The sequence below is a fragment of the Mycolicibacterium smegmatis genome, assembly GCF_001457595.1.
In the GTDB taxonomy this organism is placed as follows: Bacteria; Actinomycetota; Actinomycetes; order Mycobacteriales; family Mycobacteriaceae; genus Mycobacterium; species Mycobacterium smegmatis.
Genome location: NZ_LN831039.1, coordinates 3,091,425 through 3,117,922 on the forward strand (window position 1 = coordinate 3,091,425; position 26,498 = coordinate 3,117,922).

The window sequence follows — 26,498 nt, forward strand, 5'->3', positions numbered from 1 at the left end:
GGAGGTGACAACCATGGTCGACGAGCCAGGCAAGGGTCAGGCCGTGCAGTCTCCTCCCGCGGTGCCCGAAACCGTGCCCAAACCCCCGTCCGGCACGGCACCGACGACCACACCGGCGGCTCCGTCGACGTCGTCGGAGACCGCACGTATCAGCGCCTCGCGTCGCGTGCGCGCCCGGCTGGCGCGCAGGATGACCGCGCAGCGCAGTGCGATCAACCCGGTGCTCGAACCGCTGGTCGCCGTGCACCGCGAGATCTACCCGAAGGCCGATCTGCAGCTGTTGCAGCGGGCCTACGAGGTGGCCGAGAAACGCCACGCCGACCAGTTGCGCAAGTCCGGTGACCCCTACATCACGCATCCGCTGGCGGTCGCGAACATCCTGGCCGAGCTCGGCATGGACACCACCACGCTGGTGGCCGCGCTGCTGCACGACACCGTCGAGGACACGGGCTACAGCCTGGAGGCGCTGACCGCCGACTTCGGCAGCGAGGTCGGGCACCTCGTCGACGGTGTGACCAAGCTGGACAAGGTCGTGCTGGGTTCGGCGGCCGAGGGCGAGACCATCCGCAAGATGATCATCGCGATGGCCCGCGACCCACGCGTGCTGGTGATCAAGGTGGCCGACCGGCTGCACAACATGCGCACCATGCGGTTCCTGCCGCCCGAGAAGCAGGCCCGCAAGGCCCGCGAGACGCTGGAAGTCATTGCCCCACTTGCCCATCGCCTGGGTATGGCGACGGTCAAATGGGAGTTGGAGGACCTCGCGTTCGCGATCCTGCACCCCAAGAAGTACGAGGAGATCGTGCGGCTGGTCGCCGACCGGGCGCCGTCGCGTGACACCTATCTGGCGAAGGTGCGCGCCGAGATCGGCGTGGCGCTGAGCGCCATGAAGATCAACGCGGTGGTCGAGGGCAGGCCCAAGCACTACTGGTCCATCTACCAGAAGATGATCGTCAAGGGCCGCGACTTCGACGACATCCATGACCTGGTCGGCGTGCGGATCCTGTGCGACGAGATCCGTGACTGCTACGCCGCGGTGGGCGTCGTGCACTCGCTGTGGCAGCCCATGGCCGGGCGGTTCAAGGACTACATCGCCCAGCCGCGCTACGGCGTGTACCAGTCGCTGCACACCACCGTCGTCGGCCCGGAGGGCAAACCGCTCGAGGTGCAGATCCGCACCCGCGAGATGCACCGCACCGCCGAGTACGGCATCGCCGCGCACTGGCGTTACAAGGAGGCCAAGGGCCGCAACGGTGTTCCGCACAGCCACGCCGCGGCCGAGATCGACGACATGGCGTGGATGCGGCAACTGCTCGACTGGCAGCGGGAGGCCGCCGACCCCGGTGAGTTCCTGGAGTCGCTGCGCTACGACCTCGCCACGCAGGAGATCTTCGTGTTCACGCCGAAGGGTGACGTGATCACGCTGCCCGCCGGATCCACACCCGTCGACTTCGCCTACGCCGTGCACACCGAGGTGGGCCATCGCTGCATAGGCGCGCGGGTCAACGGCAGGCTCGTGGCGCTGGAACGCAAGCTCGAGAACGGCGAGGTGGTCGAGGTGTTCACCTCGAAGGCGCCCAACGCCGGGCCGTCGCGGGACTGGCAGGGCTTCGTGGTGTCGCCGCGGGCCAAGACCAAGATCCGGCAGTGGTTCGCCAAGGAGCGCCGCGAGGAGGCGCTCGAATCCGGCAAGGACGCCATCGCCCGCGAGGTGCGTCGCGGCGGACTTCCGTTGCAGCGCTTGATGAATGCCGAAACCATGGGCGCACTCGCCCGCGAGCTGCGCTACCAGGACGTCTCGGCGCTCTACACCGCGGTCGGCGAGGGCCATGTGTCGGCGCGGCACGTCGTGCAACGCCTGCTGGCGCAGTTCGGTGGCGACGACGCCGCCGAGGACGAACTCGCCGAGCGGTCCACCCCGGCGACCATGCCGATGCGCCAGCGCAGCAACGACGACACGGGCGTGGCGGTGCCGGGTGCCCCGGGCGTGCTGACCAAGCTGGCCAAATGCTGCACCCCGGTGCCGGGTGACACCATCATGGGCTTCGTCACCCGCGGCGGGGGAGTCAGCGTGCACCGCACCGACTGCACCAACGCCGAGTCACTGCAACAGCAGTCCGAACGCATCATCGAGGTGAACTGGGCGCCGTCGCCGTCGTCGGTGTTCCTGGTCGCCATCCAGGTCGAGGCGCTCGACCGGCACCGCCTGCTCTCCGACGTCACGCGCGTGCTTGCCGACGAGAAGGTGAACATCCTGTCGGCGTCGGTGACCACGTCCAACGACCGGGTGGCCATCAGCCGGTTCACGTTCGAGATGGGCGACCCGAAGCACCTCGGCCACCTGCTGAGCGTCGTGCGCAACGTCGAGGGCGTCTACGACGTGTACCGCGTCACCAGCGCGGCCTGATCGAGCGGTTCGGCGTCGCCGCCGGCCGGGGCCGGCGGCGACGCGCCGCGATGGTCATGCGTCCACGGGAGCCGACCGGGTGTCCGGTGCGGTGAGACGCGTGGCGGCCGAGGTCTCCGACAACGCGCGGCCGCGCGTCTCCTCGCCGAGCACGAGCGTGACCAGCAGGCCGACGACGTTGACCCCCGCGAGCAGCCACATCACCCCGCCGAGTCCGGTGCCGCTGAGCACGAGCGGCAACACGAAGGTGCTGACCGCCGAACCGACGCGGCTGATCGCGACGACGGTCCCCGTGGCACTCGCACGCACCGACGTGGGGAAAAGCTCGTTGGGGTAGATGATCTCGATGAAATTGCAGGCTCCGGACGTGACGGCATAGAGCGCCAGCAGTGCGAACAGGATCTGCGCGGGCGCACCCGGCACCACGGCCATCGCGATGAACGCCGCGCTCATCACGGCAAAGGTCCACAGCAGCAGGGGCTTTCGGCCGATCCTGTCGACCAGGAGCAGCCCGGGGACCCCGCCGACCAGGAACAGCAGGCTGATCACCAGTTCCGCGACGTACACGTGGTGGGAGCCGTGTGCACCGACACCCATCTCCCGCAGGATGTCCGGGCCGAACGTGTACACCGCGAACAGCGGGATCACGTGGGCGGTGAAGAACACCCCGACGAAGACCACCCTGCGCAGGTAGATCCCCCGGAACAGCGCGGTGAACGGGGTATGCGCGGGTTCGGCCGGGATCATGGCGATGTCGGCGTCGTTGCCCCACACCTTGCGGCACACGCGCTGCGCCTCCTCGGTGCGCCCCCGGCTGAGCAGCCACCTGGGCGATTCGGGAGTTCCGGCCCGCAGCATCAGGGTGACGACACCGAACACCGCGGGACTTGCCAGCATCCACCGCCAGGCGTCCGGGCCCATCGTCGACAGCGCCCAGCCCACGCCGGCGGCAGCGGCGGCACCTCCGGCCCACACGACGAACAGTGCGCCCAGCAGCCGGCCACGGTAGCGGCTCGGGATGAACTCCGCGAGCAGCGAACTGGCGATGGGATAGTCGGCGCCGATGGCCACGCCGAGCAGGAAACGCAGCGCGACCAGTTGCCACACCTCGGTCGCGAACGCCGATGCGATCGACACCACGACGAGCATGGTGAGGTCGGCGATGTACATGACTTTGCGGCCGACCCGATCGGTGACATAGCCGAACACCAGACCGCCGACGAAGATCCCGATCAGCGCCGAGGCGCCCACCAGACCCACATCGACAGTGCTCATGTCCAGCGCGGGCACCATGCTGATCAGCGCGATGCCGATGATCGTGAGGGCGAAGCCGTCCAGGAACGGCCCGCCCGCCGAGAACACGGTGAGCCGCTTGTGGAACGCGGTGAGTGGTCGGTCGTCTATGGGTACGTGGCTGGGTACATGGCCGGGTACATGGCGGGGGCTGGACACGGTGTGTGGCTGGTGTGCGGACACTACATCTCCTGTTGATGGGTGGTGAGTGGTTGCAGCCGGGCGAAATCGGCAGCGGTTCGGGCGACGGGATCGAGCAGGGCGGTGTTCACCCGTCCCGCGGGATCCAGCACGGACGAGTCGAGGTGGAAGGCGACGACCTCGCCGATGATCAACCGGTCACTGCCGGGCTGCACCGTGGTGTGCAGGCGGCATTCCAGGCTGATCGGGGTCTCGGCGATCCGCGGCGGTCGCACGTGCCGGCACGGCGCGGGGGTCAGGCCCGCGAGTGCGAACTCGTCGACCGCCGGATCGACCTGCGCGCTGGTGAGATCGACCGCGGGTGCCATCGCGGCCGGAGCGATGTTGACCACGAATTCCCCTGTCGCGGCGATGTTCGCGGCGCTGTCCTTGAGCCGGCCGTCGGGTTGGTACTCGACACTCAACAGCACCATGGGCGGCTGCGAGGACACGACCGTGAAGAAACTGAACGGCGCGAGGTTGGGAATCCCGTCGGGGCTGACGGTCGATGTCCAGGCGACGGGGCGGGGTACGACAGCCGCCTTCAGCAGCCCGAATGCCTTGCGTGTGGTCAGCTCGCCGGCATCGACGACCGTGATGTCCGAGCAGTGCATGGTTCTCCTCTGCGTGGTGGTGGTCGGCAACGCTAGGTGTGTTCCGGCACGCCAGGTATGGAGATATCTCCACTCGGTCCGGGGATGTGATGGATGTTCCGACATTGGGAGCCGGACGCGAAGTCCGTTGTATGGATGTCATGGAGTTGATGAACACGACGACCGTGGTGGCCGCGGGAACGGGCCGCGCGGTCGTCCTGGACAAAGGTGACCGCGTCCGGGTGATCGATGTCGAAGGCGCTCAGGTAGGGGACGTATTCGCTTTTGCGGCAGGGGATCCCGACGAGTACCTGAGTGCGTCGCATACCCGCACGGTCACCGGCCGGCTGTTCCCCGCGGTCGGGGAGCACTTCGTCACCAACCGGCGGCGACCGATCCTCAGACTCGTCGCCGACACCTCACCGGGCGTGCACGACATGCTCATCGCGGCCTGCGACCGGGAGCGCTACCGGTTGCTCGGGGCCCCGGAACACCGCTCGTGCGCCGACAATCTGCGTGAGGCGCTCGCCGGGATCGGTGTCGGTGTCGGTGTCGTGCCGCAGCCGGTCAACATCTTCATGAACATCCCGGTGACAGACGGCGGGCACCTGTCCTGGCTGCCCGCGGTGAGCCGAGCCGGTGACGCGGTGACGTTCGAGGCCGACATGGACTGCGTCGTCGTGGTGTCGGCGTGCCCGATGGATCTCAACGCCATCAACGGCGAGCGTGTCACCGACCTGGCCCTCGAACTCATCCCGACCTCGAAAGAAGTGAACGCATGACCAACACCCATCCCGCACTGACCTCCGTACGCCTCGGCGGCCTCAAGCTCGACAACCGATTCGCCGTCGCGCCCATGACCAGGGTGTCCGCGACCGCCGACGGCGCCCCGACCGACGCGATGGCCGGCTATTACGCCGAATTCGCCCGCGGCGGTTTCGGTTTGGTGATCACCGAGGGCACCTACACCGACACCACCCACAGCCAGGGCTACCTCAACCAGCCGGGACTGGCCACCGACGCCCACGCTGCCGGTTGGCGGCCCGTGACCGACGCCGTACACGCCGCAGGCGTGCCGATCGTCGCGCAACTCATGCACGCGGGCGCGTTGTCGCAGGGGAACTCCCACGGCGTGGAGACCATCGCGCCGTCGGCGGTGGCACCGCGCGGCACGATGCTCGAAGAGTACGGCGGAGCGGGCACCTGGCCCACGCCGCGTGAGATGAGTGCCGCCGACATCGACGCCGCGATCGCGGGCTTCGTCGACGCCGCTGTCCGTGCCCGCGCCGCGGGGTTCGACGGCGTCGAGATCCACGCTGCCAACGGGTATCTGCTCGACCAGTTCCTCACCACCTACACCAACCACCGCACCGATGAGTACGGCGGCACCGTCGCCCACCGGATCCGCCTCGCCGCGCAGATCTCCGCGGCCGTCCGCACCGCGGTGGGCGCGGATTTCCTGGTGGGTGTGCGCCTGTCTCAGACCAAGGTCAACGACTTCGAGTACCGGTGGCCCGGGGGAGCACAGGACGCCGAGGTGATCTTCACCGCGCTGGCCGCAACCGGGATCGACTACCTGCACATCGCCAGTGAGGGACGCGATTTCATCGACGGGGCCCGCCTCGACGACGGCCGCACCATCACGGCGCTGGCACGCCAGGTCACCGGTCTGCCCGTCATCGCCAACGGCGGGATGCACGACACGACGCAGGCGGCCGGCGTGCTCGACGGCGGTCACGCCGACGTGCTGTCGATCGGGCGCGGTGCGCTGGCCAATCCGGATCTGCCACAGCGGGTTTCCTCCGGAGCCCCACTGGAGCGGTTCGACCACGGCATGCTCTCGCCCATGGCGACCATCGTCAACGCCGCCGCGTGGACGGCCGCCCGCCACCGCGAACGGGTGCCGCGGTGAGCGCGCCGTGGCATCACGGTGCGGCCGCCGTGGCGACGCTGACGTTCGACGTCGACGCCGAGACCCCGATCCTCGCCGAGGGACGTCACCACGCCGACAACCTGATGACGATGTCGCATCAGGCGTACGGCCCCGAGGTGGGCGTGCCCCGGATCCTGGATCTGCTCGACGATCTCGGCGTCGGAGCCACGTTCTTCATCCCGGGTTGGGTCGCCGAGCACCGGCCGCATCTGGCGGCGTCGGTCGTCGAGCGTGGCCACGAGGTCGCGCACCACTCCTACAGCCACCGGTCGCCGGCCGGTATGACCGCGGCCGAGGAACGGGCCGACTTCGAGCGCGCGCTGGCGGTTTTCGACGCGCAGGGGATCACGGTCGCGGGCCACCGCGCCGCGATGTGGGGCGCCACGTGGCAGACACCGGCGCTGGTCGCCGAGTACGGCCTGAGCTACGACTCGTCACTGATGGGCGACGACCGGCCCTACCGGATCGCCACGCCCGCAGGGGACATCGTCGAACTTCCCGTGCACTGGTCACTCGACGACTGGGAGCAGTACGCGTACCTTCCGGAGCCGCACATCGGATCGGTGATCGAATCGCCGGTCAAGGTCGAACAGATGTGGCGCGCGGAACTCGACGGTATGCGCCACTACCGCAGCCTGTTCAACGTGTGCATGCACCCGTTTCTCTCGGGACGGCCCGGTCGCATGCTGGCGCTGCGGCGCTTCATCGAATACGCCCTGGAATGCGGTGATGTCACGTTCGCGCGCTGCGGTGACGTCGCGGCCGCGGTGCGCCGCGATCCCGACCTCGCACCGCGCACGCTCGTGCCGCCCACCGTGGACGCCGATACCTATCCGGTGTGATGCGCTAGCCGAGCGCGTCGGCCTCCAGTGCGAGGAACAGGTCGACGCGGTCTTCGAGCCGCGCGACGTCACGTCCGGTGAGCTCGCTGATCCGGGCGATGCGGTTGCGCAATGTGTTGACGTGGACGTACAGCTCGGTCGCGGTCTTGGCCCAGTGCCCGTCGTTGGCGAGGAAGGTGCGCAACGTCCGCACCAGCGCGGTGCCGTACTGCTCGTCGTGCTGGTCGAGCGGTCCGAGGATGTCGTCGGCGAAGCGCCGCAACACCGACCTGTCGTGCAGCCCCAGGAGCATGCGGTGGGTCCCGATGTCGGCGTACGTGCCGACCTTGGGTTCGGTGGTGCGACGCCGCAGCACGTGACACGTCTCCCTGGCCCGGATGAGGGGTTCACGCAACGCGCTCGCGTCGGCGGCGAGATCGCCGACGCCGATCACGGCCCGGTCGGCGGGGAATCGCGCGGTCAACGTCTGCACCAGGTCCTCGGCCAGACCCACCAGTGCGGTCATGTCACGGTGCCAGCCGAACACCACGACGGTGTCCTGGCTGCCGGGGATCACCACGGCCGGGATGCTGTGGCGGTTGAAGAAGTCCTCGATCTCGTCGGTCGACCCGGGCGGGCGCACCGCGCCGTCGCCCACCACGACCGTGTACACCGCCAGCGCGGACGATGGGTCGATGCCGAAGGCGCGCAACCTTTCTGCCACGTCACGGGCACGTGCCGCGCCTGAGAGCACCATCTCGAGCAACTCGCTGGAGAACCGGGACTCGATGGCCTGCAACGCCTGCTGCCGGGTGACCTCCAGGCTCAGATAGCGTGCCGCCTGATCCAGCGCGTCGCGTTCCAGGGGCTTGAGCGAGGGGAGTGGACGCAGGCAGAACAGACCGGCGTCGACGTCGCCCATGGCGCCCTCGACGAGGTACACCGACGCGGTGTCCCCGCTGGGCAGTGCGACTTCCAGCGGCGGCGGGTGGCGGTTGAGCGCGTCGGCCGCGACCTGGACATCCTCGTCGTCGCCGATATCGCCCGCGAGCCTGCGGCCCAGGCGGTCCACCACCAGCAGCGGAAGGTCGTGATCGCGTCGCAGGACGTCCAGAATGCCCTCGGCGCCACCGCCTCTCGCGATCGAGCTGGCCAACGCGTTGCCGCGTCGCACCAATTTCGACAACGCGGCCTGGCGCGCGTCGGACTGGATGCGCGCCGCGGCCTGGGTGATCGCGGTGAACGGCACCGCGATCGACACCGTCGCCAGTGGGAGTTCGGCGGAACTGCAGGCCTCGACGAGATCGGCCGGCGCGGCCGGTGTCTGCTCGGTCAGTCCGAAGACCACCCCGGCCGCGCGGGCCCGCAGCAGCGCGTCGACGAACATCGTGGAATCGACTGTGCCGCGCCACAGTCCGTTGGTGAGCACCAGTTCGGTGGCCCGGATGTACGGCGACGGATCGGGCAGCTCGGTGTTGTGCAGCCACAGCACCTCACGGTCGACAGCTCCCGGCGACCCGGGCACCAGCAGGGTCAACTCCAGCGTCGGGTCGGCAAGGAGTGCGCTGAGGCTCAACATGGGTGTATGTACATCCAATCAGATTGGCCGAACATGGATGTTTCTACACTCGATCGTAGATCTGTGGCGGTGTTTCGATGGGCCCAATCGACGAGAAGGAGCCACGATGTCCACCCGTCCCATAGAACCCGTCGCAGCTGGTGATGATTCCCCGCCCGAACAATCGGCAGCGGTGCCGTTCGACGCGCACGGTATCGAACCCATCGCGCCGACAGACCGGGACTGTTCTCCCGCCGAACTGTTCTGGATCTGGTGCGGCGCCAACATCGCGCCCATCAACTGGGTGCTCGGCGCGCTCGGGATCACGCTGGGATTGAGCCTGGTCGAGACGTTGATCGTCGTCGCGGTCGGAAACCTGCTGGGCTGCGCGGTTTTCGGCGTCTTCAACGTGATCGGGCACCGCACCGCGGTCAACCAGATGGTGCTCGGCCGGGCCCCGTTCGGGCGCATGGGCGCACGCATCCCGGGACTGGTGCAGTTCCTGCTCACCATGGGATGGGTCGGGGTCAACACCTGGGTGGTGCTGGACCTGGTGCTCGCGGTGTTCGCCGAGTTCGGCGTCACCGGCGGATTGTGGCTGGAAGTGGTTGTGGCAGCGGGCATCATGGTGATCCAGCTCGCGTTGGCGCTGTACGGCTTCTACGCGATCCGCAGCTTCGAGAAGTACACGGTACCCGCCACGGCCGTGGTGATGGCCGTGATGACGGCGCTGGCCTTCGCGGCGACCGACGTGCAGTGGTCGCTGGCCGGGCACGCGATGACTGCGGGCGAGAAGTTCACCGCCGTAACCCAATTGCTGACCGCCATCGGCATCGGCTGGGGTCTGACGTGGATTCCGTACGCATCGGACTACAGCCGGTTTGTCCGCGTCGGCGCGTCGTCGCGGTCGGTGTTCTGGGCGTCGTCACTCGGCATGTACGTCCCGACGGTGTGGCTCGCCGCGGTCGGCGCCTGCCTGGCCAGCGCCGGAACCGGCAGTGATCCGTCAGCTCTCGTGGTGAGCACCTTCGGCATCATGGCCGTTCCCGTGCTGCTCCTGCTGGTGCACGGCCCGATCGCCACCAACATCCTCAACCTCTACTCGTGCTCGCTGGCGGCGCTGTCGATCGGTGTGCGGATGACACGGTGGAAGGTCACGCTGCTGGCCGGTGCCGTCGCATCCGTGGTGCTCGCGGTGTTCGTGCAGGCCGACAGCTTTGCGCATGCGTTCGACAACTGGCTGGTGTCGATCCTGGTGTGGATCAGCCCGTGGGCGGCGATCATGCTCGTCGACTACGTCGTCCTGCGCCGCGGTGCGCTCGATGTGACCTCGCTGTACCGGGAGGATTCCGCGCGGTGGAACCACGCCGGACTGGTGAGCCTCGCGGTGGGCATCGTTGCGGGCTGGTCGTGGCAGTACGGCCTGGTGCCCGCCATGCAGGGCCCTATCGCGACGTCGTTCGGCAACACCGACTTCTCGTGGCTCTCAGGAAGTCTCGTGGCCGGCGGGCTGTACTGGGTGCTGCGCAGGCGGGCCACCGGCCGCTGAAGCGGTCAGTCGAGGCTTGCCTCGGTGATCGTCACCGGTTCGGCGGGAGGGCCGTCGTCCCCGCCATCGGCGACGCCGGCCGAGGCGATCGCGTCGAGGGTGCGCAATCCGGTGCGGTCCACCTCCCCGAACACCGTGTAGGTCGGCGGAAGCGGGGAGTCCTGGTAGACGAGGAAGAACTGGCTGCCGTTGCTGCCCGGCCCCGCGTTGGCGGTGGCCACGGTGCCGCGCGGGTACACGACCGGTGTGCGCAGCGCGGGATCGGAGAGCCGTTACTGGTTGGTCGGGTACTCGTTGGCGAACCGGTAGCCCGGCCCGCCGGTGCCCTTGCCCGTCGGGTCACCGCACTGCAGCACCGCCATCTGACCGGTGGAGAGCCGATGGCACGGGGTGTTGTCGTAGAAGCCCTGCTGCGCGAGGCTCGCGAAACTGTTGACGGTGCACGGTGATCGGCCGTTGGCCAGCCGGAGACCGATGCTGCCGTGGTTGGTGCGGATGCCGGCCGACACCGTCGCGGGTTCGGTCGGCACGGTGCCGGTGCGGGGCGGCCTGGCCGGTTTCGCGGCCGGTTCGGTGGTGGGCGGGTACTGGCAGTCGAGACCCAGATTGGGTGGCGGGTCGAACGCCGGCAGCGCGTTCTGGGGCGCCGCGTCGTACGTCGGGCCGCCGGGGCGGCGATCGACGGTCTGCACCGCGGCCATCGTGAGCAGGATCGACACGATCACGGCGACCACGGTGAGCACGGTGAACACGTAACTGATCACCAGGCCCGCGATCGCCAGGCTGCGGCCCTGCTCACCCGTGCGCTTGATCTGCGACAGCGAGAGGTGCCCGAAAACGATGCCCGCGGGTGCGAACAGGAACGCGCACACCAGCGCCGCGATTGCCATGCCGTTGGTCCGCGGTGGCGGCGGATGTGCACCCGGATATCCGCCGGACCACCCACCCGGATACCCGGGCACAGGGCCCGGGTGGTCCGGTTGGTAGCCGCCATAGGGCGGCGGATACGGCGTGGGCTCGTTCGGCGGAAAGGTCACTGATCAGGTCGGTCCGGGTCAGTCCAGCGCGACGGACTTGAGCTCGACGTCCAGCGCGGGCTTTCCGTCGGGTCCGCCGCCCTCGACGCCGCCCGCGGCGATCTTGTCGAGCGTCGCCAGGCCGGTCTCGTCGATCTTGCCGAACACGGTGTAGTTCGGCGGCAGCTGCGAGTCCTGGTAGACGAGGAAGAACTGGCTGCCGTTGGTCCCGGGACCGGCGTTGGCCATCGCGACCGTGCCGCGCGGGTACACCACTGGCTGCTGCAGCGCCGGGTTGTCCGGCTGGTACTGGTTTGTCGGGTACTCGTTGGCGAACTGGTAGCCGGGGCCGCCCGTGCCGGTGCCCGTCGGGTCACCGCACTGCAGCACCGACAGCCCGCCCGTGGTGAGGCGGTGGCACGGGGTGTCGTTGAAGTAGTCCTTGGCGGCCAGGCTCGCGAAGCTGTTCACCGTGCAGGGCGCCTTGGCGTTGTCGAGCTGCAGCCCGATGTTGCCCTGCGTGGTGACCATGCTGACGCTGATGGTCGCCGGGTCCGTCGGCACCTTGCCCGAGCGCGGCGGCTCCACGGGCTTGCTGGCCTCGCCCGCGGCCGGGTACTGGCAGTTGGCGCCCAGATCGGCGGGCGCGACGAACGGGGGCAGCTGACCGTCGGCGGCCGGCTCCGCGGCCTCGCTGGAGGTCGCGGCCGAGGCGGTCGTGTCTCCGCCGCCGTCCTTGTCGGTGATCACCAACGTGGTGATGACGGCACCGATGACGAGCACTGCCACCACTGAACCCGCAATGGTCAAGATGCGCTGCTTGCGTGCCCTGGCGGCGCGACGCTCCAGCTGGCGTTCGAGCTTGCGCTTGGCCGTCGCACGCCGTTGTTCGTTGGTCGGCACTGCGGGCGTCCTCCTCGTTCTCCGGTCTCGGTGGTGGATCGGTCGGCAACGAGTGTGCCAGGCGATGCTGAGTGCAGGGCTTTTGACCCGCGGCAACCACCGGGATGTTTGCGATGCGAAAACCGCCCGCGCCGTCGGGGACCTCCGGCGGCATGGGAAACTGGCAGTGTGTTGATCACCGGTTTTCCGGCCGGGATGCTGGCGTGCAACTGTTACGTGCTGGCCGAGCGTCCCGGGTCCGACGCGATCGTGGTCGATCCCGGCCAACGCGCGATGGGCCCGTTGCGCGAGATCCTCGACGAACACCGCCTCACCCCGGCTGCGGTCCTGCTGACACACGGCCACATCGATCACATCTGGTCGGCGCAGAAGGTCGCCGACACCTACGGCTGCCCGGCCTACATCCATCCCGAGGACCGGTTCATGCTCACCGACCCGGTCAAGGCGTTCGGGCGGGGTTTGATCGGGGGGCTGGGGCGGCTGGCGTTCGGCGCGCTGTTCAGCGAGCCAAGGCAGCTCGTCGAACTGGAGCGCGACGGTGAAACGGTCGGTTTCGGCGGCATCGCCGTCACCGTCGACCACACTCCGGGTCACACCAGGGGCTCGGTCGTGTTCCGGGTGGCCGACGGTGATCGGGATCTCGTCTTCACGGGCGATACGCTGTTCCGGTCCTCGGTGGGCCGCACCGACCTACCCGGGGGCAGCGGGCGTGACCTGCTCGGATCGATCGTGACAAAACTGTTGGTGCTCGAGGACGACGCCGTGGTACTACCGGGCCACGGCCCGAAGACGACCATCGGGCACGAACGCCGCACCAACCCATTCCTCGAAGGTTTGACTCTGTGACTGAAGGTTCTTCGCCCGTCGCGTTCCAGGCGCCCAAGGGTGTGCCCGACTATCTGCCCCCGGACTCCGCGCAGTTCGTGGCGGTCCGCGACGGCCTGTTGTCCGCGGCGCGGCGTGCCGGCTACGGCGACATCGAGCTGCCGATCTTCGAGGACACCGCGCTGTTCGCACGCGGCGTGGGGGAGTCCACCGACGTCGTCTCGAAGGAGATGTACACCTTTGCCGACCGCGGCGACCGGTCGGTGACCCTGCGTCCCGAGGGCACGGCCGGGGTGATCCGCGCCGTCATCCAGCATCGGCTGGACCGCGGCGCGCTTCCGGTCAAGCTCTGCTACTCGGGGCCGTTCTTCCGCTACGAGCGCCCGCAGGCCGGCCGCTACCGCCAGCTGCAGCAGGTCGGCGTCGAGGCGATCGGCGTGGACGATCCCGCGCTCGACGCCGAGGTGATCGCCGTGGCCGACGCGGGCTTCCGCTCGCTGGGGCTGTCCGGGTTCCGGTTGGAGATCACGTCGCTGGGCGATGACACGTGCCGTCCCGCCTATCGTGAGCTGCTGCAGGAGTTCCTGTTCAAACTGGACCTGGACGAGGAGACCCGGCGCCGCGCCGAGATCAACCCGCTGCGCGTGCTCGACGACAAGCGGCCCCACGTCCGCGAGATGACGGCCGACGCGCCGCTCATGCTCGACCACCTGTCGGACTCGGCCAAAGAGCACTTCGAGACCGTGCAGACCTACCTCGACGCGCTCGGCGTGCCGTACGTCATCAACCCGCGGATGGTGCGTGGCCTGGACTACTACACCAAGACGACGTTCGAGTTCGTCCACGACGGGCTCGGCGCCCAGTCCGGTATCGGCGGCGGTGGCCGCTACGACGGGCTCATGCGTCAGCTCGGCGGGCAGGACGTCTCGGGCATCGGCTTCGGCCTCGGCGTCGACCGGACCCTGCTCGCGCTGCAGGCCGAGGGCGTGACGATCGAGGGCGCGGGCGGCGTCGAGGTGTTCGGTGTGCCCCTCGGTGCGGCCGCCAAGCTCGAGCTGGCCAAGCTCGCGGCGAAGCTGCGTGCCGGCGGTGCCCGCGTGGACCTGGCCTACGGCGACCGCGGTCTCAAAGGCGCGATGAAGGCCGCCGACCGCTCCGGCGCCAAGTACGCCCTCGTGGCAGGCGACCGCGACATCGAGGCAGGCACCGTCGGGCTCAAGGATCTGTCCACCGGCGACCAGATCGACGTCCCCGCAGATTCCGTTGTCGCCGAGGTGCTTTCCCGCCTCGGTCGGTAGCTTTTCGTTGCACTTTGGCGGCGGCGGGGGTGTTTCGTTGCACCGCGAGCGTGCGTGTCTGCTGCCCGCCACGCCGCAGATCAGTAGCAGTTCGCGCACGCTCGTGCATGGTGAACGTGCGCTGAGTGCCGGTGATCCGAGTGGGGCAGCGGTCTGCTCGCCGTTTGTGACGCCACGGCGGTGGATCGCGCTCGGGACCGCCACTGCGTTACGCGCGGCGAAGCTGATGCACGCTCACGCGCGGTGAGCGTGCGGGCGGCGGCTCGTAACTGGTTGAGGCCAGCCTCGCTTGGCTTCTGGTCGCCGTTCGTAACGCCACGGCGGTGGATCGCGCTCGGGACCGCCACTGTGTTACGCGCGGCGAAGCTGATGCACGCTCACGCGCGGTGAGCGTGCGCGCACTGCTGACCGCGAGCGGCGTGTCGTGCGGCAGACATGCACGCTCGCGGTGCAAAGCAAACAGCCGGACCCGACGCCGCGGCCGCGATCCGCGATGCGAAGCAAGCCAGTAGGGCTCAGATCGCCATGGCGGCGCGGACATCGGCTTCGGAGGCCGAGCCGCCGGTGCCGCTCGATGTGATGCGCCCGGCCTCGAGGATGTAGTAGCGCTGGGCGGATTCGAGCGCGAACCCGATGTGCTGCTCGACGAGCAGGACGCCGAGGTCGCCGCGTGAGGTGAGTGCGGTGATGGCGGCCTCGATCTCGGCGACGACCGACGGCTGGATGCCCTCGGTGGGCTCGTCGAGGATCAGCGTCTTGGGGCTCGTGATGAGCGCACGCGCGATGGCCAACTGCTGGCGCTGGCCACCCGAGAGCAGGCCGGCGCGCCGGTTGAGTAGCTCCTTGAGCGCCGGGAACAGGTCGAGCTGTTCGGCGATCAGCGCCTTGCCGTTCTTGCGGCCGTCGGCCACCACCTGCAGGTTCTCGGCCGTGGTGAGCTGGCCGAACGACTGCTGCCCCTGCGGCACGTACGCCAGTCCGCGGGCCACGCGGGCACTCGGCCGCAGCTTGGTGATGTCCTCACCGTCGAAAAGCACCTTGCCCGAAGTGCATTTGAGCAGACCGACGGCCGCGCGCAGCAGCGTGGTCTTGCCCGCACCGTTGTGGCCCATCACCGCGGCGACCCCGTCCGAGGGCACCTCGATGCCGGCACCGTGGATCACCTCGGAGCGGCCGTAGCCGGTGTGGACGTCGACGAGTTCGAGCATCAGGCGATCCCTTCCGCACCGGCCGCGGCCGTGCCCAGATAGACCTCTTGCACCTTCGGATTGGCCTGCACCTCGGCGACCGTGCCCTCGGCGATCACCTGACCGCGGGCCAGCACGGTCACCGACGTGGCGAATGCGCGCATGAAGTCCATGTCGTGTTCGACGACGACGACGGTGCGGGCACCGCCGATGCGCCGCAGCAGATTTCCGGTCTCCTCACGCTCCTCGTGGCTCATCCCGGCGACGGGTTCGTCGAGCAGGAGCACGTCGGCGTTCTGCACCAGCAGCATGCCGATCTCCAGCCACTGTTTCTGACCGTGCGCGAGCACGCCCGCGGGCTTGTCGGCCAGATCGGCCAGGCCCGTGGTCTCCAGCGCCTCCTCGATGGACGGCAGCACCCCGCGGCGGCGCCGCAGCAGCGACCACGGTGAGCGGCCCGCACCCGCGGCGATGTCGAGATTCTGCAGCACCGTGAGTTGTTCGAAGACGCTTGCGGTCTGGAAGGTACGGCCGACGCCGAGGCGGGCGATCTGGTGCACCTTCTTGCCGAGCAGTTCCGCGCCGGACTTGTTGACCGACCCGGTGGCAGGCACCAGACCGGTGATGGCGTCGATCACGGTGGTCTTGCCTGCGCCGTTGGGGCCGATCAGGAAGCGCAGATCGCCCTGGAACAGCGTGAGGTCGACGCCGTTGACGGCCTTGAAGCCGTCGAAATCCACGGTGAGGCCACGTACTTCGAGGTATTCGGCCCCCATGCCTGCGTTGCCGCCCGCGACGGGTTCCTTCTCGGCGGTGGGTTCGGTATCGGTCATGACGCGGCACCTACCTTCTCGGCGTCGGGATCGCTGTCGGTGGTGGGCTCGGCGTCGGGTCCCGGCGGCGTCGGATCGGGCTTGTTGCGTCGCCAACGACGCAGCGCCACACCGAGACCCGCGAGTCCGGCCGGGAAGAAGCCGACGACGACGATGAACAGCAGGCCCTGCGCATAGGTCCACTCCGACGGGAAGCGTTCGGAGAACAGGGTTTGCGCCCACGCCACGCCGATGGCTCCCAGCACGGGGCCCAGCAGTGTGGTGCGCCCACCGATGGCCACGCCGATCAGGAACGCGATCGACGGGATGATGCCCACCTGCGACGGTGCGATGAACCCGACGATCGGCGTGAACAGCGCACCGGCGATGCTCGCGAACAACGCTGCCAGCGTGTACGCGACCACCTTGATGTTGGCGGGGTCGTAGCCGAGGAAGCGCACGCGCTCCTCGCCGTCGCGCACCGCGACCAGCAGCTCGCCGTACCGGCTGTACATGAGTTGGCGGACGACGGCGACGACGATCAGAAGCGTTGCGGCGGCGATGAAGTACAGCATCCGCTTGTTCACCGGATCGTTGAGCGTGAACCCGAAGAACGTGCGGAAGTTGTTCAACCCGTTGCTGCCACCCAGGCTGGTCTGCCCGACGAGCAGGATCGCCAAAGCGGCCGCGAGCGCCTGCGACAGGATCGCGAAATAGGCGCCCTTGACCCGTCGTTTGAACACGCCGAGACCCAGAAGTGCGGCGATACCGGCCGGGATGACCAGGATGGCCAACAGGGTGAAGACGGGGGAGGCGAACGGCGTCCAGTAGCCGGGCAATTCGCGCACGCCGGCGATCTGCATGAAGTCCGGCACCGCCTGGTGGCGGATCTCGGCGTCGGCGATCTTGAGGTGCATGCCCATCATGTAGCCGCCGAGGCCGAAGAACACGCCCTGGCCCAGAACCAGCATTCCGCCTCGGCCCCAGGCCAATCCGATACCCACCGCGACGATCGCAAAGCACAGGAACTTGCCCAGCAGGCTGAGCCGGAAGTCCGACAACACGGCCGGGGCCACGCCGAACAACAGCACCGCCGCGACCGCGAAGCCGGCCCACGTCTGCCAGCGACCGAGCATGGTTCTCATACCAGACTCCTTGTCCGCACGGTGAACAGGCCCTGCGGGCGCACCTGCAGGAAGATCACGATGATCACGAACACGATCACCTTGGCCAGCGACGCCGTGGTGTTGTACTCGATGAAGGAGTTCAAAAAGCCCAGCGTCAGCGCCGCGATGACGGTGCCCTTGATCTGGCCGAGCCCGCCCACCACGACCACCAGGAACGCGTCGATGAGGAAGCTCTGGCCGATGGTCGGGCTGGTCGAACCGATGAGTGTCAGCGCGACACCGGCGACAGCCGCGAGCCCGGATCCGATGAAGAACGTCGTGATGTCGGTCTTGCGGGACGAGATGCCGCTGGTCTCTGCGAGATCGCGGTTCTGCACCACCGCCCGGATACGACGGCCCATGGGGCTCGCCTTGAGCACGGTCGCGAGCACCGCGACACACACGACGGCCAGGACCAGGATGAAGATGCGGGTCTTGGGCACGACGGCGCCGAGGATCTCGACGCCGCCCGACAGCCAGGAGGGGGCCACGACGTTGACCGCGGGGGCACCGAAGATGTCGCGCGCGATCTGCTGAAGGATCAGCCCGACGCCGAAGGTGACGAGCAGGGTGTCCAGCGGGCGGTGGTACATGCGCTGGATCAGCGTCACCTCAAGCAGGGCACCCATCGCGCCACCGACGAGGAATCCCACCACCAGCGAGATGAGCAGGGACGCACCGGCACTCGAGATCACCTGCTGGACCACGTACGCGGTGTAACAGCCGGCCATGATGAACTCGCCGTGCGCCATGTTGATGACGCCCATCTGGCCGAACGTCAGAGAAAGGCCGAGTGCGGCCAGCAACAGGATCGAGCCGAGGCTCAATCCTGTTGCCAGCTGGCCGATCAGGATATCCATACGGTTGTCAGATCCCCCTCGGTGTGACTATCTGATCAGCTCGACAGCCCTGCGGCCCACGGGTAGGACTTCAGGTACGGATCCGGCTCGATGGGGCCCTTGGACTCCCACACCGTGTAGATCAGGCCGTCGGGGCGGATCTCACCGATGCGGGCGGTCTTGGTGATGTGGTGGTTCTCGCCGTCGATGGTGACCTTGCCCTCGGGCGCGTCGAAGCTCACGCCATCGGCGTTGTCCTGAATTGCCTTGACGTCGAAGGACTGTGCCTTCTCCACGGTGTTCTTCCACAGGTACACCGAAACGTAGGCCGCCTCCATCGGATCCGACGTCGGCTTCTTGGGGTCCTTCACGAAGTCCTTGTAGGCCTTGACGAAGGCCTTGTTCTCCGGGGTGTCGATGGTCTCGTAGTAGTTCCACGCGGTGAGCTGCCCGTCGATGTTCTGGACACCGATACCGCCGACCTCTTCCTCGGCGATCGACACCGAGACCACCGGCATGGTGTCCGGCGTCAGGCCGACGTTGCGGTACTCGCGGAAGAATGCGACGTTGGAATCACCGTTGAGGGTGTTGAACACGGCGTCGGCGTTCGCGCTGCGGACCTTGTTGACGATGGTCGAGAAGTCCGTGGAGCCCAGTGGCGTGTAGTCCTCGCCCTTGATCTCGATGCCGTTGGCCTCGGCGTACGCCTTGATGATGCGGTTGGCGGTCTGCGGGAAGACGTAGTCGCTGCCCACCAGGTAGAGCGACTTGACGCCCTTCTCCTTGAGGTAGTCCAGCGCGGGCACGATCTGCTGGTTGGTGGTGGCGCCGGTGTAGAAGATGTTGGGCGACGATTCCAGGCCCTCATACTGAACGGGGTAGTACAGCAGGGCGTTGGCGCTCTCGAAGACCGGCAGCATGGCCTTGCGGCTCGACGAGGTCCATCCGCCGAACACCGCCGCGACGCAGTCGCTGCTGATCAGCTTCTCGGCCTTCTCTGCGAACACGGTGGGCTCCGACGCGCCGTCCTCGCCGATCAGTTCGATCTGCTTGCCCAGCACACCGCCGTCGGCGTTGATCTCCTCGACCGCGAGCTTGATGGCGTCGCGGACGGTGACCTCGGAGATCGCCATGGTGCCCGACAGCGAGTTCAGCGAGCCCACCTTGATGGTGGGGCCGGACGTGTCAACACATGATTCGGCATTTGCTGCGTCGGTTTCGCTCGCCTTGCTCCCGCACCCGGCCAACAACAGGCCGGCAACGGTGATAACGCTTCCGGTGGCCAACGCCGAACGCCGGATCGTGGCACGTCCTCGAACTCGCATGAACAACCTTTCCCGATGATTGCAGCGCATTTTGGGCCGATCGCCTCGGCCGCGGTGCAGGAGGTTAAACACACTGTGCTGGTGTCGAATCGGGACGTTAGAGCGCGCGTGTTACTGCCAAATGTCTGTGTGTGACGAACAAATTAACCTCGACATGACATGCCGCTGGTTTGCCGCCGGTTCTCGACGCCGTGACACCGGCGTGGCGTGTGTAACGGGGAGGTAGCCTGCGTCGATATGACGAACATGCGAAACGTGACGAAGAGGGTCGGCGCCGCGGTGTTGGCGGCGTCGGCGTCCATTGCGGTGGTGGGACAGGCGACAGCGCATGCGGAGCCCGAGGGCCACCAGGTCCGTTACACATTGACGTCTGGCGCGCCTTACGAGTTCGACCTCTACTATCTGGCGACGCAGCCCGCGGACAAGGCGGCCTACGACGCCGATCCGTACGCCTACCTGCAGAAGGCCGAGGTGAACGTCGCTCCGGACGCGCCATGGGTCTTCGAGACCACACTGGCCGATCCGCAGTGGGCGATCTTCACGGTGTCCAGCACGACGCACGGCGGACGGGGCGCGCCGAACGCGCACTGTGAGATCGCCGTCGACGGCGAGATCGCGACGCAGAACGACCACCCGTACAGCCCGCGGTGCCAGCTGGGCAACTGGTGACCTGAGGATTCTCAACATCTGAGAGCTGCTTGACACCCCTATCGAACTGTTGTTCGATAGGGGTGTCTGCGTTTGATCGGTTCCGCTTCCGCTCCGACGCCGGCTTGACTGGGCACGCGCCCTCGGCGCGCGCCGGTGCCGTACCCGAAACCGCGGCACCGGCGCACCCAGTCCCTGCCTAGGTCCCTTCGGCGTGCCGGACGGCCCTCGAGATGGCGTCAGCCAGGTCGGCGGGCGCTTCGACATGGGCCAGATGGCCCTGCCCGGGGAGTCGGGCCAACCGTGCCTGCGGCAGCGCCGCGGAGAACGGGACGAACGCCGTCCCGTACGGCGCCGCACCCTCGTTGAGTGCGCCGAGGATGAGGGTGACCGGAACCGTCAGGTGACGGTAGTCGTCGAAGGACGGCTCGAATGCGTCGATCGCGGCGAGTTCCTCGCCCATCGGCTGCGCGAGCGGCCTCAGTACCTCCCATGCGGGGCTGCGGCGGAGGCCGGCCACATAGTCGTCGGAGAAACCGGATACATCGGTGTTGACGAGAGCGACCGCTCGGTCGAGGTCACCCGCGGCGACTGCGGCGCGGATGGGTGCGACGGTCTCGGGTGCGAAGGGGCGACTGACGGGTTCGTACGCCGTGACCGACCGGATCCGGCCGGAACCGAGCGCGGCCTCCAGTCCGATGAGCGCACCGTAACTCCAGCCGACGAGGTGCACGGCCCCGAGCGCGCCGACGACGCGTCGCAGGTCGTCGACCTCGACGGCGACCGAGTAGTCCGCGCCCAACCCACCGCTCGACGCGCGACCGCGGCGGTTGAGGGTGACGACGGGGTTCGGCAGGTCGATGTGCGCCACCACGGGCCGCCAGGTCGCGGCGTCGGCCATGATGCCGGGCACGATCACCACCGGTGTGCCGTGGCCCGGTCGCACCTCGGCGCTCAATCGCGTGTCGGCGGTTTCCAGGCTGAGGTGAAGTGGCTCTGCGTGCGTGAGAATCACTGCGGTGCTGCTCCGATCGTGAGTAGTGGTGGACGGCGGTAGAAGTCGTTGCCCTTGTCGTCGATGACGATGAAGGCGGGGAAGTTCCGCACCCGCACCCGCAGCACGGCCTCCATGCCGAGTTCGCCGTATTCGAGGGTCTCGACCGAGGTGATGAAGTCACGGGCGAGCCGGGCCGCGGGCCCGCCGATGGAACCGAGGTAGAAGCCGCCGTGAGCCTGGCACGAACGCCGCACCGCATCCGAGCGGTTGCCTTTCGCGAGCATCACCAGTGATCCGCCTGCGGACTGGAACCGCTCGACGTAGGAGTCCATGCGTCCGGCCGTGGTGGGACCCAGCGAGCCCGATACGTGGCCGGACGGTGTCTTGGCGGGCCCGGCGTAGAAGACCGGGTACCGGCGCAGGTAATCCGGTAGCGGTTCGCCCGCGTCGAGTCGCTCACGGATCTTGGCGTGTGCCAGGTCGCGTGCCACGACGAGGGTGCCTGTCAGCGACACCCTGGTGCCGACGGGGTGGGCCGACAGTTGGGCCAGGGTGTGCGCCATCGACACGTCCAGGTCGATCCGGATGTCCTCATCGCGGCGGCCGGCATCGGCGTCATCGGGCAGGAACCGTGCCGGATCGGTTTCGAGTTGTTCGAGGAACACCCCGTCCCGCGTGATCCGGCCCAGGATGTGACGGTCGGCGGCGCACGACACCGCGATGGCCACAGGCAGCGACCCGGCGTGGCGGGGCAGGCGGATCACCCGCACGTCGTGGCAGAAGTACTTACCGCCGAACTGCGCCCCGATCCCGAGCTGCTGTGTGGCCGTGAGGATTATGTGTTCGAAGTCCAGGTCGCGGAACCCGTGGCCAGTTCCCGATCCGGCGACGGGCAGCGCATCGAGGTGGTGGGCAGAGGCCAGTTTGGCGGTCTTGAGCGCGAATTCGGCGCTCGTGCCGCCGATCACGACCGCCAGGTGGTAGGGCGGGCATGCCGACGTGCCGATCTCGGCGGCCTTGGCCACGACGAAGTCGAGCAGCGCATCGGGCGTCAGGAGGGCGGGTGTCTCCTGGAACAGGAAGCTCTTGTTGGCGCTGCCACAGCCTTTCGCGATGAACAGGAACCGGTAGTCGTCCTCGCCCTCGGCGAGGATCTCGATCTGCGCGGGCAGGTTGGTGCCGGTGTTGCGCTCGTCGAACATGGACACGGGCGCGACTTGCGAATAGCGCAGGTTCAGGGTTCGGTACGCGCGGGCGATGCCGAGCGACAGGTGCTCGGCATCGCGGCCGTCGGTGAGGACGTGCCGTCCGCGCCAGGCGTGCACGATCGCGGTGCCGGTGTCCTGGCACATCGGGAACACGCCACCGGACGCCACATTCGCGTTGCGTAGGAGTTCGGTGGCGACGTAGCGGTCGTTGGGCGAGGCCTCCGGATCCTCGAGGATCGCCGCAACCTGGCGAAGGTGGCTGCTACGCAACAGATGTGACACGTCGCGGTATGCCTCGAACGCCAACTGCTCGACGGCCGCGGGGTCGACGTCGAGGAACTCCCGGCCCGCACCGTGTACCGTGCGGGCCCCGGCGATGTCGAGCCGGCGGTAGTCGGTGGTGTCGGCGCCGAGCGGCAGTATCGGTGTGTAGTCGACGGTCATCGGTGTTCGATCCGTGCGGCCAGATCGAACAGCATGCCCTCGTTGCCGGGCGCGCTGATCAGTTGCAACCCGACGGGCAGACCCGAGACGACGCCTGCGGGCACGCTGAGCGCGGGATGCCCGGTGAGGTTCCACGGGCAGGTCAGCGACAGCAGTGCCGATCGCACCTCGACGGCGTGGCCGTCGATCTGGTGGGCGCGCTGGTCGATCTCGGTCGCGACCGTCGGCGCAGCGGGCATCGCGAGTACGTCGAACCGCGTGAGCAGGGTGTCGGCTGCCGCGCGCAACCTGTCACGTTGGCGGCAGGCACGCACGTATTGCCATGCGGGCGTGTCCCTTCCGCGCAGCAGGCGTCCGAGCACCTCGGGGTCGATGTCGGATGCACGCTGCTCGGTCTCGGCGCTGTACTCGGTATAGGCCTCGCTGGACTGCAGGACGCTGAGCGCCTCGAACACCTCGCCCGCCGCGAACGGCAGTCCGACGGTGCCGTCGACCGTGATCTGCGCGGCGCGCAGCGTCTCGGACAACGCCGCGATGATTGCCGGGTCACACGGGCCGAGGCATGCGGGATCCAGCCAGGCGACCCGTTGCGCGCGAACCGGATCGGGGGACCGGCCGGCCATGGCCGTGTACGCCGCCGCTGCGCCGGTCGCGGTGCGGGCGAACACCCCGACGTGATCCAGCGATGCCGCAAGGGGCCAGACGCCCCGCGCCGGGATCGCGCCGTAGGCCGGCTTGAACCCGACCACACCGCACAACGCGGCGGGTACGCGGACCGAGCCTGCGGTGTCGGTGCCGACAGCCAGGGGAACCATGCCCGCGGCGGTCGCCACTGCACTGCCGCCGCTCGATCCGCCGCTGATCCTGCTGGGATCCCAAGGGTTTCGTGATGCGCCGTGTGCCGATCGGTCACCGGTCGCGCCGAAGGCGAATTCGTGCAGGACATTCCTGCCGACGATCACCGCGCCCGCGGTGCGCAACCGGCGCACGCATTCGGCGTCGGCGGTCGCCGGACCGGGGTGGACCACCGAACCCCGCGTCGTGACGTGTCCGGCGACGTCGACGAGGTCCTTGACCGCGACCGGGATGCCGTGCAGCACACCGCGGTCATGGCCACGTGCGAGTTCGGCATCGGCGTGCCGCGCGGCGTCGAGCGCGCCTTCTGCGTCCACGGCCGTGAAGGCGTTGAGGGTCGGATCGAGCCGTGTGATGGCGGCGAGGCTGTGCTCGACGAGTTCGACACTCGTGGTGTGGCCATTGCGAAGATCCGCTGCGAGGGAATGGATGTCGTGGTCGCGGAAGAATCCGGTCAACCCGGTGGTATCGGCTGTTTCGGTCATGATGTCGTGATTCCTGGGAGCAGTTGAAGGGATGGGACGATTACGGCGGTGGCGACGGCCATGGCGGCAACGTTGCCGATGAACGGATGGAAGTCGCCGGGCAGTAGTGCCGAGATCCGGTCGGCGAGTGGTGGACCCAACAGTGCCCCGAGCAGTGCACCGGCGAGCACCGACGCCGCGGTTCCGCCGTACGTCAGCACGCAGGCCGGCGCGACCGACACCACGGGCACGAACGTCGGGTAGAACGGGCGGCGTGCCCAGCGGGTCCGCCACACCGACACGGCCACCACGGCGGTGAGCACCTGTGCGGCGAGAATCTGTGGGAGCAGCCCTGATCCATAGGCCACCGAGGCGGGTGCCATCGCGTAGGCGATCAGGGCGCCCGCGACGAGTCCGAGGCTCGCCCACTCGCTTCCGAAGAACGGCGCCTCGGAGAAGTCGGCGACGCAACGCCGCAGCACCCACACCGGTCCGGTCCTGACCGCAGGAGCCGGCGGTGATGCCGGGCCCCGGGGGAGCGCCGGCGCGGGCACCCACGGGAGATGTCGGCAGATCATGAACGCGATCACCGCCGCGATCGCCATCCCGCCTGTGACCCCGACGACCGACGGCACACCGAGTCGCGGGCACAGGACGCTCGCACCGAGCACCGAGAGTGGCGGGGTCACCACGCCGCCGAGCACGCCACCGGTGAGTACGGTTTTGATATCGGCACCGAACATCAGCACGATGGTCGGTGACACCGAGACGAACGGCGCGAACAGCGGTTGCCAGATCCCTGCCGACAGGGTCCATCCCCACAGCAGGTTGCTGACTGCGACGCCCAGCATGGCGCTGGCCAGCATCGGCACCCACATGCCGGATCCGCACGCCTGCGCGAACCCCTGCAGGCGGTGCCCGCGTCTGTGCAGCCAGTGCGCCAGTGCACCGCCGGCGATCAGACCGAGACCGGACAGGGCGTTCGAGTAGAACGTGGGTTCGCTTGCCGCCGAGGCGATCTGCGCGAGCATCGGCGTGACGGCATGCAGGCTGCCACTCCACAGCAGTGCGGCGAACAGGCAGATCGCGGCGACCAGGGGCAGCAGCGGGAGCGCGGCGTCGGGTGGACGCGTGGACGGAGCGGTCGTCATGACGCGTGCCTACCTGGGGAGGGCCTGGCCGCCGCGGTACCCGAGGAGCTGGTCGTAGAGATCGGTGCGCCGGTCGCGGTGCAGATCGTTGAACTGGTTCCAGATGGGCGCACCACGCGAGGCCGTGATGTCGATGTCGGCGTAGAGGATGGTGTCCTCATCCGGGCCGGCGATGCGGTCGATGGGCCAGCCGTTGGTGCCCGCGATGAGCGAGTTGCCCATGAACCCCGAGGTGCGTTCGGTTCCGATGCGGTCGGCCGTGGCGATGAAGACGTTGTTGACGTGGGCGGCCGTCATCGTCAGGTATGCGGCCATGCACGTGCCGCTGTCGTCGTACAGCGGTGGCGGGGTCCACACCCATCCCGTCGGGATGCAGATGATGTCGGCGCCCTGCTGGGCGACGATGCGCGCGGTCTCGGGGAACCAGATGTCCCAGCAGACCAGCAGACCGATGCGGCCGATGCGGGTGTGGAACACCGGGTAACCCAGGTCGCCGGGGGAGAAGAACAGCTTCTCCTCGTTCCACAGGTGCGTCTTGCGGTACTTGCCGATATACCCCTCCGAGCCGACGAGGACCGCGGTGTCGAACAGTTCGACGCCGTCGAGCTCGGGCAGACAGCCGACGATGTACACGTCGTGGGCCGCCGCGAACTCGGCCCAGCCGGTGACGGTCGCGCCCGAGGGCACGGGCTCGGCGTGCGCATAGGCCTCCTCGCGGGATTCGAACGTGTACCCCGTCGTCGCGAGCTCGGGCAGCACGATGAGGTTGGCGCCCCCGGCTACCGCTTGCTGAAGACGTTCGTAGACCGCTTCGGAGTTGGCCTTCAGGTTCTCGACCCCGACCTGCGGGTTGAACTGCACGACGGCCACGCGGGCGGGGCTGAACCGATGTGAGTCTTGATCAGGCATAACGGATCCTTTTCGGCTTGGGATGGATTTGTGAGCGGTGATGGAACACGCCCGGCCCTGGTTGCCCGAACGTTCGGGCCGAACGTTCGGGTTATACTGCTCCGTGGTGTGCATCAC

General features: G+C 68.2%; 22 protein-coding genes and 1 pseudogene. 8 read left to right on the top strand and 15 right to left on the bottom strand.

Features of this window, described 5'->3' with window-relative positions:
• Positions 1-13: 13 nt before the first annotated feature.
• Positions 14-2,407: a RelA/SpoT family protein gene (locus tag AT701_RS14880; RefSeq protein ID WP_003894345.1), complete on the top strand. Its 2,394-nt coding sequence runs from the start codon at positions 14-16 to the stop codon at positions 2,405-2,407.
• A gap of 54 nt (positions 2,408-2,461) precedes the next feature.
• On the opposite strand, the gene AT701_RS14885 is transcribed toward AT701_RS14880, so the two are convergent.
• Together AT701_RS14885 and AT701_RS14890 are read right to left on the bottom strand one after the other, a co-directional pair.
• Positions 2,462-3,883, bottom strand: coding sequence for an MFS transporter (locus AT701_RS14885; RefSeq protein WP_058126116.1), 1,422 nt, complete (start codon positions 3,881-3,883; stop codon positions 2,462-2,464).
• Positions 3,883-4,494, bottom strand: coding sequence for a flavin reductase family protein (locus AT701_RS14890; protein WP_003894347.1), 612 nt, complete (start codon positions 4,492-4,494; stop codon positions 3,883-3,885). The genes AT701_RS14885 and AT701_RS14890 overlap by 1 nt, the downstream gene beginning before the upstream one ends.
• Positions 4,495-4,643: 149 nt before the next feature.
• Here AT701_RS14890 and AT701_RS14895 point away from each other — a divergent pair, with 149 nt between their 5' ends.
• Genes AT701_RS14895 through AT701_RS14905 form a run of 3 tightly spaced genes read left to right on the top strand, consistent with a single transcriptional unit; the run spans position 4,644 to position 7,248 of the window.
• Positions 4,644-5,255, top strand: coding sequence for a DUF1989 domain-containing protein (locus AT701_RS14895; RefSeq protein ID WP_223495559.1), 612 nt, complete (start codon positions 4,644-4,646; stop codon positions 5,253-5,255).
• Entirely contained in the window at positions 5,252-6,385 is a 1,134-nt protein-coding gene (locus AT701_RS14900) for an NADH:flavin oxidoreductase (protein ID WP_011728729.1), read from the top strand. Before AT701_RS14895 ends, AT701_RS14900 begins: the two co-directional genes overlap by 4 nt.
• A complete protein-coding gene (locus AT701_RS14905) occupies positions 6,382-7,248 on the top strand; it encodes a polysaccharide deacetylase family protein (protein WP_011728730.1) in 867 nt (288 codons plus the stop codon). Before AT701_RS14900 ends, AT701_RS14905 begins: the two co-directional genes overlap by 4 nt.
• A gap of 4 nt (positions 7,249-7,252) precedes the next feature.
• On the opposite strand, the gene AT701_RS14910 is transcribed toward AT701_RS14905, so the two are convergent.
• Complete coding sequence (locus AT701_RS14910; RefSeq protein WP_011728731.1) at positions 7,253-8,806, bottom strand: PucR family transcriptional regulator; 1,554 nt, start codon at positions 8,804-8,806, stop codon at positions 7,253-7,255.
• Between the two features lie 106 nt (positions 8,807-8,912).
• Here AT701_RS14910 and AT701_RS14915 point away from each other — a divergent pair, with 106 nt between their 5' ends.
• Complete coding sequence (locus AT701_RS14915; protein ID WP_011728732.1) at positions 8,913-10,334, top strand: cytosine permease; 1,422 nt, start codon at positions 8,913-8,915, stop codon at positions 10,332-10,334.
• Between the two features lie 5 nt (positions 10,335-10,339).
• Here the strand turns inward: AT701_RS14915 and AT701_RS14920 are convergent.
• Positions 10,340-11,371, bottom strand: a pseudogene (locus AT701_RS14920) (peptidylprolyl isomerase).
• 18 nt (positions 11,372-11,389) lie between these two features.
• The gene (locus AT701_RS14925; RefSeq protein WP_011728734.1) at positions 11,390-12,253 is read right to left on the bottom strand and encodes a peptidylprolyl isomerase; all 864 of its coding nucleotides are present in this window, start codon (positions 12,251-12,253) and stop codon (positions 11,390-11,392) included.
• A gap of 168 nt (positions 12,254-12,421) precedes the next feature.
• On the opposite strand from AT701_RS14925, the gene AT701_RS14930 reads away from it, so the two are divergent.
• Positions 12,422-13,099, top strand: a complete 678-nt coding sequence (locus AT701_RS14930) for an MBL fold metallo-hydrolase (RefSeq protein WP_011728735.1) — start codon at positions 12,422-12,424, stop codon at positions 13,097-13,099.
• On the top strand, positions 13,096-14,376 hold the full coding sequence (gene hisS, locus AT701_RS14935; protein ID WP_003894356.1) for a histidine--tRNA ligase: 1,281 nt from the start codon (positions 13,096-13,098) through the stop codon (positions 14,374-14,376). The genes AT701_RS14930 and hisS overlap by 4 nt, the downstream gene beginning before the upstream one ends.
• A gap of 515 nt (positions 14,377-14,891) precedes the next feature.
• On the opposite strand, the gene urtE is transcribed toward hisS, so the two are convergent.
• The 5 genes from urtE to urtA are packed head-to-tail and all read right to left on the bottom strand — an operon-like array spanning position 14,892 to position 19,705.
• The gene (urtE, locus tag AT701_RS14950; RefSeq protein WP_058126118.1) at positions 14,892-15,584 is read right to left on the bottom strand and encodes an urea ABC transporter ATP-binding subunit UrtE; all 693 of its coding nucleotides are present in this window, start codon (positions 15,582-15,584) and stop codon (positions 14,892-14,894) included.
• Positions 15,584-16,396 (bottom strand): urea ABC transporter ATP-binding protein UrtD, encoded by an 813-nt coding sequence (gene urtD, locus AT701_RS14955; protein WP_058126119.1) that lies wholly within the window; start codon positions 16,394-16,396, stop codon positions 15,584-15,586. Before urtD ends, urtE begins: the two co-directional genes overlap by 1 nt.
• Complete coding sequence (urtC, locus tag AT701_RS14960; RefSeq protein WP_058126120.1) at positions 16,393-17,520, bottom strand: urea ABC transporter permease subunit UrtC; 1,128 nt, start codon at positions 17,518-17,520, stop codon at positions 16,393-16,395. Before urtC ends, urtD begins: the two co-directional genes overlap by 4 nt.
• The gene (urtB, locus tag AT701_RS14965) at positions 17,517-18,401 is read right to left on the bottom strand and encodes an urea ABC transporter permease subunit UrtB (RefSeq protein WP_003894361.1); all 885 of its coding nucleotides are present in this window, start codon (positions 18,399-18,401) and stop codon (positions 17,517-17,519) included. Before urtB ends, urtC begins: the two co-directional genes overlap by 4 nt.
• A 35-nt stretch (positions 18,402-18,436) precedes the next feature.
• Positions 18,437-19,705: an urea ABC transporter substrate-binding protein gene (gene urtA / locus AT701_RS14970; protein WP_011728738.1), complete on the bottom strand. Its 1,269-nt coding sequence runs from the start codon at positions 19,703-19,705 to the stop codon at positions 18,437-18,439.
• A gap of 246 nt (positions 19,706-19,951) precedes the next feature.
• Here urtA and AT701_RS14975 point away from each other — a divergent pair, with 246 nt between their 5' ends.
• Entirely contained in the window at positions 19,952-20,374 is a 423-nt protein-coding gene (locus AT701_RS14975; protein ID WP_371746421.1) for an Rv2576c family protein, read from the top strand.
• A 178-nt stretch (positions 20,375-20,552) separates the two neighbouring features.
• Here the strand turns inward: AT701_RS14975 and AT701_RS14980 are convergent, their stop codons facing one another.
• The 5 genes from AT701_RS14980 to AT701_RS15000 are packed head-to-tail and all read right to left on the bottom strand — an operon-like array spanning position 20,553 to position 26,381.
• Entirely contained in the window at positions 20,553-21,368 is an 816-nt protein-coding gene (locus tag AT701_RS14980; protein ID WP_011728739.1) for an alpha/beta fold hydrolase, read from the bottom strand.
• Positions 21,365-23,002, bottom strand: a complete 1,638-nt coding sequence (locus tag AT701_RS14985; protein ID WP_003894366.1) for a fumarate hydratase — start codon at positions 23,000-23,002, stop codon at positions 21,365-21,367. Before AT701_RS14985 ends, AT701_RS14980 begins: the two co-directional genes overlap by 4 nt.
• Positions 22,999-24,342, bottom strand: coding sequence for an amidase (locus AT701_RS14990; protein WP_058126121.1), 1,344 nt, complete (start codon positions 24,340-24,342; stop codon positions 22,999-23,001). Before AT701_RS14990 ends, AT701_RS14985 begins: the two co-directional genes overlap by 4 nt.
• The gene (locus tag AT701_RS14995; RefSeq protein WP_029104442.1) at positions 24,339-25,472 is read right to left on the bottom strand and encodes a hypothetical protein; all 1,134 of its coding nucleotides are present in this window, start codon (positions 25,470-25,472) and stop codon (positions 24,339-24,341) included. The genes AT701_RS14990 and AT701_RS14995 overlap by 4 nt, the downstream gene beginning before the upstream one ends.
• A gap of 9 nt (positions 25,473-25,481) precedes the next feature.
• The gene (locus AT701_RS15000; protein WP_058126122.1) at positions 25,482-26,381 is read right to left on the bottom strand and encodes a nitrilase family protein; all 900 of its coding nucleotides are present in this window, start codon (positions 26,379-26,381) and stop codon (positions 25,482-25,484) included.
• Between the last annotated feature and the right edge of the window lie 117 nt (positions 26,382-26,498).